8 protein-coding genes are annotated in these 8,779 nt (G+C 41.5%); 1 reads left to right on the top strand and 7 read right to left on the bottom strand.

What is annotated here, in order from left to right:
* Nucleotides 1–249: 249 nt before the first annotated feature.
* The 7 genes from OFN91_RS06330 to mnmG form a co-directional block, all read right to left on the bottom strand.
* Nucleotides 250–1,008, bottom strand: coding sequence for a hypothetical protein (locus tag OFN91_RS06330; RefSeq protein WP_270873650.1), 759 nt, complete (start codon nucleotides 1,006–1,008; stop codon nucleotides 250–252).
* Between the two features lie 9 nt (nucleotides 1,009–1,017).
* The gene (locus OFN91_RS06325) at nucleotides 1,018–1,860 is read right to left on the bottom strand and encodes a polyphenol oxidase family protein (protein WP_270873649.1); all 843 of its coding nucleotides are present in this window, start codon (nucleotides 1,858–1,860) and stop codon (nucleotides 1,018–1,020) included.
* On the bottom strand, nucleotides 1,824–2,447 hold the full coding sequence (locus OFN91_RS06320; RefSeq protein ID WP_270873648.1) for a riboflavin synthase: 624 nt from the start codon (nucleotides 2,445–2,447) through the stop codon (nucleotides 1,824–1,826). The genes OFN91_RS06325 and OFN91_RS06320 overlap by 37 nt, the downstream gene beginning before the upstream one ends.
* Before the next feature lie 54 nt (nucleotides 2,448–2,501).
* Nucleotides 2,502–3,476, bottom strand: a complete 975-nt coding sequence (gene bioB, locus OFN91_RS06315; protein ID WP_270873647.1) for a biotin synthase BioB — start codon at nucleotides 3,474–3,476, stop codon at nucleotides 2,502–2,504.
* A gap of 103 nt (nucleotides 3,477–3,579) precedes the next feature.
* Nucleotides 3,580–3,903, bottom strand: coding sequence for a c-type cytochrome (locus OFN91_RS06310; protein WP_270859129.1), 324 nt, complete (start codon nucleotides 3,901–3,903; stop codon nucleotides 3,580–3,582).
* 108 nt (nucleotides 3,904–4,011) lie between these two features.
* A complete protein-coding gene (locus tag OFN91_RS06305; RefSeq protein WP_270873646.1) occupies nucleotides 4,012–5,574 on the bottom strand; it encodes a cyclic peptide export ABC transporter in 1,563 nt (520 codons plus the stop codon).
* Nucleotides 5,575–6,082: 508 nt separating this feature from the next.
* Nucleotides 6,083–7,954 carry a tRNA uridine-5-carboxymethylaminomethyl(34) synthesis enzyme MnmG gene (gene mnmG, locus OFN91_RS06300; RefSeq protein WP_270873645.1) on the bottom strand — a complete coding sequence of 624 codons (1,872 nt, stop codon included), beginning with the start codon at nucleotides 7,952–7,954 and terminating at the stop codon, nucleotides 6,083–6,085.
* Nucleotides 7,955–8,045: 91 nt separating this feature from the next.
* On the opposite strand from mnmG, the gene OFN91_RS06295 reads away from it, so the two are divergent.
* Nucleotides 8,046–8,531 carry a YbaK/EbsC family protein gene (locus tag OFN91_RS06295; protein ID WP_270873644.1) on the top strand — a complete coding sequence of 162 codons (486 nt, stop codon included), beginning with the start codon at nucleotides 8,046–8,048 and terminating at the stop codon, nucleotides 8,529–8,531.
* Nucleotides 8,532–8,779: the final 248 nt, after the last annotated feature.

Genomic DNA, 8,779 nt, shown 5'->3' with positions numbered 1-8,779 from the left:
GCTTTTTAAAATTTAGCCACTTCTAAGGTTTTACAGGGGTGGGGGTTGGTAAGGGGGAGGGTAGCGTCTCCTAAAAAGCGCGCCCTCCCCCTTACGAGAAAAGCATAGCGCAGGTTAAATTTAAAAAATCGTTCAATGCAAAATTTAGGTTGAATTTTGAATTTAAATTTTTCTGGATTGCTTCGCTCGTTACACTCGCTCGCAATGACAAGCAAAAGTCAAATTTTCCCCTTAAAACAATGGATATTTTTATTTTTCTATTTTAATATTTTTGGCAAATTCTAAAAATTCATAGAAGTCATTAGATATTAAATTCTTGATTTTATCTATTTCATTTATATTTTTTAATTTTTCAGCCATTTTCTTATCAAAAACCTTACTTTCAGCTATATCTGATAATTCTAATTTTTCAATTATTTTTTCATATTTTTCTTTATCGACAATTGAAGCCAAAGAGCCTTCTTTGATTTTGCCTAATAACCATAATAAATTATCGAAATCTGAATATTTTATTTCACAATTATCACAAAAAATAATCAACTCCCTTAATATATCGTTTTTATCCATATCAATTTCGCTATATCCAAAATATTTTAAAACCGCATTTAATACTTTTTTTACTAATCTATCTTCGATTGGAAAGTTATAATTTGTTGCAAAATAAATATATTTTGAAATCAACGACCTAGCCTGTCCGAATTCTCTACCACTTTTCTTTATTCCATATTTTTCATCCAATAATTTACTAATTTTATTTGGTTTGTTATCTTTGAAATTTTGAATTTCTTTATCCAAATCTTTAATTTTACCAATTTCATTGGCTAAGTCATTTAAGCCATACAATCTTTTATTCATTTGCGTAGAATACAACGAATCGATTATGGTAAGTCTAACAAGAATATTTTCTGTTTTTTCAAAAATATCGCTTATTAAATTTTTTTGTTCTATGTATGGCGTTTTATCTTTTAGCACATTTACCGATAATTTTATAAATTCTTTTAATTCCATTTTAAAGTCCTAATTTCTATTTTTCACTACAAACCCGCAAAAACGCCCTGTTTGCTTCTCTCGGCGGTATGAGTAAAGATGATTTTCGCAATGAGTGCAAAATTTGCTAAATTTGAATTTCTTTATGCCAAGCCCCTTTAATTCGGCTTTTAAAGCCAAATTCATATCAAATTTATCGCCACGCTTAAAGGCATTAAATTCGCCAAGATCTAAATCCCCAACTTCGTAGCAACTGCCTCCAATATTTGCCCCCACAATCACGCTTAAATCGCAAATTTTCGTGCCGTAAATTTCACTCATTTTAATGGCTGTTTTGGTTACGATTTTTTGCGTAACCCCAGCTCTGCCAGCGTGAGCTACGCCCACTGCGCCGCTTTTTTCATCGAGCAGCAAAACAGGCGAACAATCCGCCACCATGACACACAGCCCCACGCCATGCAAATTTGTAATCATTGCGTCGCACTCGGGTAAAATTTTCACAAATTCGCTTTGCAAATTTTCACTTTTAAATTTGCCAAATTCAAAGAATTTATCAAATTTCACCCCAAATTCAGCCATAAATTTTTCATCTACAACGCAAATTTTATCGCTGTGAATTTGGTTCATAAAAATCAAATTTCGCAAAGGCAAACCTAGCAAATTTGCCAATTTAAAACGATTTTTTAGCACATTTTCAAATTCATCGCCCACATGAAAAGCAAGGTTAAATTTGCCAAATTTTCCCAAATTTTCGCCGTTCAAATTTTTCAGCGCAGTATCCTTAAAAATTGCGTTAGCTAAACCAAATTTATCGGTAAAGCCGAATTTAAAGGCATTTAATAAAGGCTTGAAATCAAATTCACCTGATCCCACGACAAACTCTCTTTTTTCTCGCCCACAAAGCCCAAAATTCGCGCTGCGTATCTTGCGAGCAGATCGGTTTCGACATTTACCTTTCGCCCCGTTTTAAACTCGCCAAATAGCGTATCTTTCATAGTTTGTGGGATTATGGTTAGGCGAATTGCGTTAGGCAAGACTTCGTTTATGGTAAGGCTAACGCCGTCGATTGCGACCGAGCCTTTATTTGCAACAAATGGCATTAAATTTTTTGGCAAATTTATAAAAAAATCATATCCGCTTTTTAGCTTTGTAATTTTTGTGATTTCGCCCACGCCGTCGATGTGCCCTTGCACCAAATGCCCGTCAATGCGATCCCCAAGTCGCATAGCAGGTTCGATATGCACTCTGTCTCTGAAATTTTGCGTGGCTATCAGCCCTGCCGTTTCGCTCGAAATCTCCACGACAAAGCCGTCAGCTAAAATTTGCGTTACGCTAAGACACGCGCCGTTTATAGCGATACTATCGCCGATATGCTCGGGGCGAAATTTAGCGCGAATTCGAAGCGAATTTCCGCTAAAACTAACGACTTCCGCGATTTCTCTGATTAGTCCGTTAAACATTTTTTCTCCAAAATTTTTGCGAAATTTTACAAAAAACAGCTTAAATTCGCAAATTTATATCCTAAATCCAAGCGAAGAAACAAGCGCCATATCGCCACTTATGCTGTCCCCTGTGGTGGTGAGAAAATCCCCTGTAATCGCCGAATTTACGCCGGAATTTAACGCTTTTTCGATACTTTTGCCAAGCTTTACGCGTCCGCCCGCAAAACGCAGATAAACGCGTGGTAAAATAAATCTATACACGGCGATTGAGCGTAAAATTTCTTCTTCGCTAAGCGGCGCGCAGTTTTGAAGCGGAGTGCCTGAAATCGGCATTAAAATGTTTATCGGCACGGAGCTTACGCCAAGTTCTCGCAACTCAAACGCCATATCTATGCGGTCTTCCACGCTCTCGCCAAGTCCAAAAATCCCGCCGCTACACACATCAAGCCCGACAGCGTGGCAGTTTTTGATAGTTTGCACTCTATCATCATAGGTGTGCGTGGTGCAAATTCGCGGATAAAACCTGCGCGAAGTCTCTAAATTGTGATGATAGGTTTTCACGCCACTATCTTTAAGCTTTTGCAAGGCTTGCACGCTCGCAAGTCCAAACGAAGCGCAAAGGTGCAAATTCGTCTGCTCTCTTAGCGCACGATAAATTTGCTCGATTTTTGGCATATCTTTGTCATTTTCGCTTATCCCGCGACCACTGGCAACGAGCGAAAAACGATGAACTTTTGCCTTTTCGTTTTGCCCTGCCATTTGCAAAACAGGCGCCATGTCCAAAAGCGAGTAAGTTTCGCAACCTGTTTTAAAATGCGCAGACTGGGCGCAGTATTTGCAATCTTCCGAGCATTTGCCAGAACGCGCATTTATAATCGAGCAAAAATTAAACTCATCGCCACAGCAAATTTGTCTAATCTCATTTGCTGCGCTCAAAAGTGCGTCCAAATCGCTAGTTTTGGCTAAATTTAACGCTTCATTTTTGCTTAAACACTCACCGGCGATAGCCTTGTCTTTCATTTCGTTTATAAAATTTAAATCGCTCATAAAAGCTCCAAATTTCGAAATTTCAAGGATTATAAATTTGATTAAATTAAAAAAGCCTGACGCGAGGGGGACGCGCCAGGCTAGAATTGATTAAAAAGGGGGATTATTTTTTGCTTTCGATGAAATCAGCCAATGCTGCGATTGACTCGTCATCTAGTGTTGCGACTTGGCCTTTCATTACGCCAGCCATGCCGTATTTGCCCTTACCGCCGTCGCCGACAGTGCCTTCTTTATAGCCTTTGACGCTAGCGATAATATCGTCTTTTGCAAGTGTGTTTAGCGCTGGAACTTTACCACCTAGGTAAGGTTTGTCAGCGTTTGCGCCGTGGCATGCTGCGCATTTTTTGAATAGCGCCTCTCCGTCAGCAGCAAAAGCACTTGAACTAATTGCCGCTAATGCAGCACATGCGATGAAAACTTTTTTCATTTTCGATCCTTTCAGTTAAATTGCGTGTGAAGTATAATCTAAATTTTGTAAATTAAAATTAAATTTTTATCAAAGAAAAATTAATCCGACAAAATTTATAGCGAAATTTCAGCGAATTTGCGAAATTTCGCCCCCGCTCATTTTATAAATTTTATCCGCCACGCCGAAATATTTATCATCGTGGCTTATCGCAAATATCGTGTATCCGCGCTCTTTGAGCCTTGGGATTATGCACTCGTAAAAGTGCGCGCGAAAGTGCGGGTCTTGATCTGCTGCCCACTCATCAAGCATGATAAATTTGCGCCCCTCGCTTAGCGCAGCCGCGAGTGCTAGGCGTTTGCGCTGACCTGCGGAGAGATTTGTGGTGCTAAATTTGCCCCCTTCGATACTGACCTTTTGCGAAATTTCCATGATTTCGAGCCACTCGCGCGCAGTATTTTCATCGCCCACGATATAATCAAACAGATAAAAATCGCTAAAAACCGCACTTATGTTGTTGCTATACGCGCGAAGCTCATCGGCGCATATAGCGCGCTCATCAGCTCGTATTTCGCCAGCTTGTGCGCCATAAAGCCCAGATAAAATCATAAAAAGCGTCGATTTGCCGCTGCCGTTTTCGCCTACTAAAAACACGACCTCGCCCGAATTTATGGCTAAATTTAGGTTTTTCACGCCAAATTTGCCGTTTTTATAGGTAAAGCTTACATTTTTTAATTCGAGTTTTTGCCATGGGGCTAAATTTTTTATTTCAAATCCCGCCACATGCGGATCTAGCCCTAATTCCTCGATTTTTTGGTAAGCGATTTTGGCGCGCAAAATGCTCGGGAAAGAGAAAACAAGCATCATTAATGGCGCGCGCAAAAATAGTATCGTAAGTGCGATTGTTACGGCATTTGCGAGGGCCTGTGCGCCACCATTTAGCCCCCAAAACAGCACCACACCCACAGCTCCTAGCATCATCACGCTCATAAAATTCCCCGCAAACGCCTGATAAACCTGCGCTTTTAGCGAGGTTTGGCGCAGATTGTTTGCGTTTGGGATAAACTCATTTTCATAAAGATAGCGCGCTTTTTTTATGTTTAGCGAAAGCTCCTTATGCCCCTCGATTGCCTTAGAATAGTTCTTGTAAAGCTCGTCCTCGTTTTTGCGGTAAGCGTCGAAATTTTGCATTACTTTGCGCATGATTAGCTGGTTTAAAATCATCAGCGCGCCGATCCACACGAACAAAAACAAAAACATTTTCGGCGAAATGTAAATCGTATAAATTCCAGCGAACACGACCGTCATACCGCCCTGAATTAGCTCGCTAATGCGCATAAATCCGTCAGTCAGGCGCGAAATATCAGAGCTTAGAGAGGCCAGCAAATTCGCCTTTGACGCGGCCTCAATGCACTCGAATTTCGTATCGATTATCTGTTTGATGACCTTTGAGCGCAGGTTGAAGACGAAGTTATTCTCAATCACGCAAAGCACGGCGCGTGAAGCGACCGAGAGAGCCAAAAACAGCACCAAAAGCCCAAAAAACATGAAAATTAGCGAGGTCGTTTTCTCGCCCTCGCCTAGCAAATATTTGTTGATAAACGCCAAAATCGCGATTCCAGCGCCACTATAAACGGCATTAAAGATAATCATTAGCAAAATTTGCTTGCCAAAACCTTTGTAATGTTTCAAAATTTTGTCCTTAAATTTGTTTAATCGCAGAATTTAAGCACAAAAAATTTTATAAATTTTAAATTTGGAAAATTTGAAATTTTAAAATTTCGCATTTCGCTAGCGCAACCCCCCAAACACTGCCCCGAAATTTACTCGCAATGACAATGGCAGGCAAATTTGTTAAATCTGTCATTGCGAGCTTTCGCAGAAAGTGAAGCAATCTACGACTTTAAAATTCCTTACGCTAAATTTGCTGTCATTGCGAGCCGTGCTTGCACGGCGTGGCAATCCAGTAAAATTTAAATTCAAAATTCAACCTAAATTTTGTATTGAACGATTTTTTGAATTTAACCTGCGCCGTGAAATTCTCTGTAAGGGGGAAGGGGGCCCCAATTGCGAGGTCGCGCCCCTTCCCCCTTACAAACCCCCAACCCCCGACGACGCTTTACAAGGTGGCTAAATTTAGAAAAACTGCGTTTTTCTAAATTTAGCTGGTTTTATTTTTACGGAAATGCTTTACATTTCCTTATTTTTTCCCACGCATTTTGATATAAATGTGCAAAATATCAATCGCGGCAGGTGTTACACCTGAAATCTCACTTGCAGCAAACAGCGTCGGCGGGGCGAATTTTTCTAGCTTTTCGACCACTTCATTGCTAAGGCCGCTAACCGCGCGAAAATCGAAGTCCTCAGGGATTTTCACGCTTAGCATATCCTTCATTTTATCAATGCTGGCGCGCTGTTCGGCGATGTAGTGTTTGTATTTGCACTCGACTAAAATTTGCTCCAAACTCTCATCGCAAAATCCCGCAAAAATCGGATCAAGCGACTTTAATTTCTCTTTTGTAAAGCTCTTTCTGGCTACGATTTTTTGCAAGCTTACATTTTGGCTTATCGCCTCCTCGCCAAGTTCTGCTAAAAACGCCAAATTTGCCTTGTTTGGCGTGAGTTCTTTGGCTTCTAAAAGCTCCACGCCAGCCCTCGTCTCGCCCTCAATCTTGCAAATTTTGCTATAAATTTCATCATCAATCAGCCCTATTTCATGCCCGTATTTGCCAAGGCGCAAAATCGCGTTATCCTCGCGCAAAAGTAGCCTAAACTCGGCGCGCGAAGTGAACATCCTGTATGGCTCTTTCGTGCCCTTGGTGACCAAATCATCGATTAGCACGCCGATATAAGCCTCATCACGGCGCAAGATTAGCGGCTCTTTGGCGCGTACGGCAAGACCAGCATTAATACCCGCCATAAGCCCCTGCGCCCCAGCCTCTTCGTAGCCTGTGGTACCATTAATCTGCCCGCCAAGATACAGCCCCGAGACCTTTTTGCACTCCAAAGAGTGTTTGAGCTCGGTAGGATCAACATAATCGTATTCGATAGCGTATCCTGGGCGCACGATTTTGGCGTTTTCAAAGCCCTTAATCGAGCGAATAAAGCTAACTTGCACATCGTAAGGAAGCGAAGTCGAAAGTCCATTTACATAATACTCGCTAGCCTGCGCAGTCTGGGGCTCGACGAAAACATGGTGGCGCTCGCGATCTGGGAATTCGTAAATTTTGGTTTCTATGCTAGGGCAATACCTTGGTCCTGTGCTTGAAATTTGCCCAGTAAACATCGGCGCACGGGCGAAATTTGAGCTGATTATCTCGTGGGTTTTTTCGTTTGTGTAGGCGATGTAGCATGGAAGCTGATTTGGCGCGAAATTTTCGGTGCGGAAGCTAAATGGCTTTGGATTTTCGTCGCCGTCTTGACGCTCCAAGACGCTAAAATCAATTGTTTTTGCGTCAATTCTAGGGCAGGTGCCGGTTTTGAGCCTGCCCATTTTTAGCCCGAAAGATTTGAGCGAATTTGAGAGATTTTTTGAGGGCAATTCGCCAACGCGCCCCGCTTCTATGGTGCTTTCGCCCACATGCACAAGGCCGTTTAAAAATGTGCCAGTGGTGATGACGACCTTTTTGGCGGTGTATTCGTTGCCAAGGTGGGTTTTCACGCCTCGCACGATGATTTCATCACCACGATTTTCGCTTAAAATTTCGGTTGCAATCTCTTGCGTGAGCTCCAAATTTGGCGTGTTTAAAAGCAAATTTCGCATATAAATGCGGTATTTATCCATATCGATTTGCGCGCGCGAACCACGCACAGCCGGGCCTTTGCTCTCGTTTAGTATGCGAAATTGGATCCCGCACTCATCGGTGGTGCGCCCCATTTGACCGCCAAGAGCGTCGAGTTCTTTGACCAAATGCCCCTTAGCTAGCCCTCCGATTGCCGGATTACAGCTTGCAGCGCCTAATTGCTCGATTAAAATCGTAATCAAAAGTGTGCGCACGCCCATTTTCGCGCTTGCTAGCGCAGCCTCGATTCCAGCGTGTCCGCCGCCTATAACTATCACATCATAATTCATATTTTTCCTTTAAAATTTTGCGTGCGATAGTATCAAAAACTCTATGAAATTTTGGTAAAATTGAACTTTTAAAATTTAAAAAGGATTGAAAATGAGCGAGAAAATTTTTAATAAAATCGTTGAAATTTTAGAGGCTAATGGAGCAAAATTTCGCGTCGTAACTCACGATAGCGTAGGCACTAGCGCAGAGGTTGCCAAAGCAAGAGGCACCGAGCTTGGACAGGGCGCAAAAGCTCTAATTTGCACCCTAAAAGGTGGCGGAGAAAAAATCTATGCCCTAGCCGTGCTTCCAGCCGATATGCAAGCGGATTTGAGCGCACTAGCAAGGGCGTTTGAGCGAAACCGCGCCAGCCTAGTCTCTCCGGCCGAGGGTTTGGAGCTAAGTGATTGCGTTTTTGGCTCTGTGCCACCGTTTAGCTTCCACGAAAAGCTAGTTTTAGTCTGCGATCCTGCGCTTTTTGAGCGATATGACGAAATTGCATTTAACGCAGGCTTGCTCGATCACTCGGTGATTTTAGACGCGAAAGATTACCAAAAAATCGCAAATCCAAAGCTGGTAAAATTCGCTAAAATTTAGCCAAATCAAAATTTGGCTTTTTTTAAATTTAAACGGACGAATTTTGACACTATTTTTAAAATTATTCCCTAAATTTGGGCTTAAATTTAAATAAATCAAATTTAGCCAAATTTCAACAAATTCCCAAAACAGCGCACTTTTTTTAATTAAAATTTCGACAATCCAAATTTTTTAAAATCCAAACGGACAATTTCTGACATTTTTATTCAGTAAAATTTTGCCAAGAAAATTAGAAAAATAAATTTCTT

Source organism: Campylobacter sp. JMF_08 NE1 (assembly GCF_027737875.1).
Taxonomy (GTDB): Bacteria; Campylobacterota; Campylobacteria; order Campylobacterales; family Campylobacteraceae; genus Campylobacter_B.
This window is presented reverse-complemented; position numbering and strand designations above follow the sequence as displayed.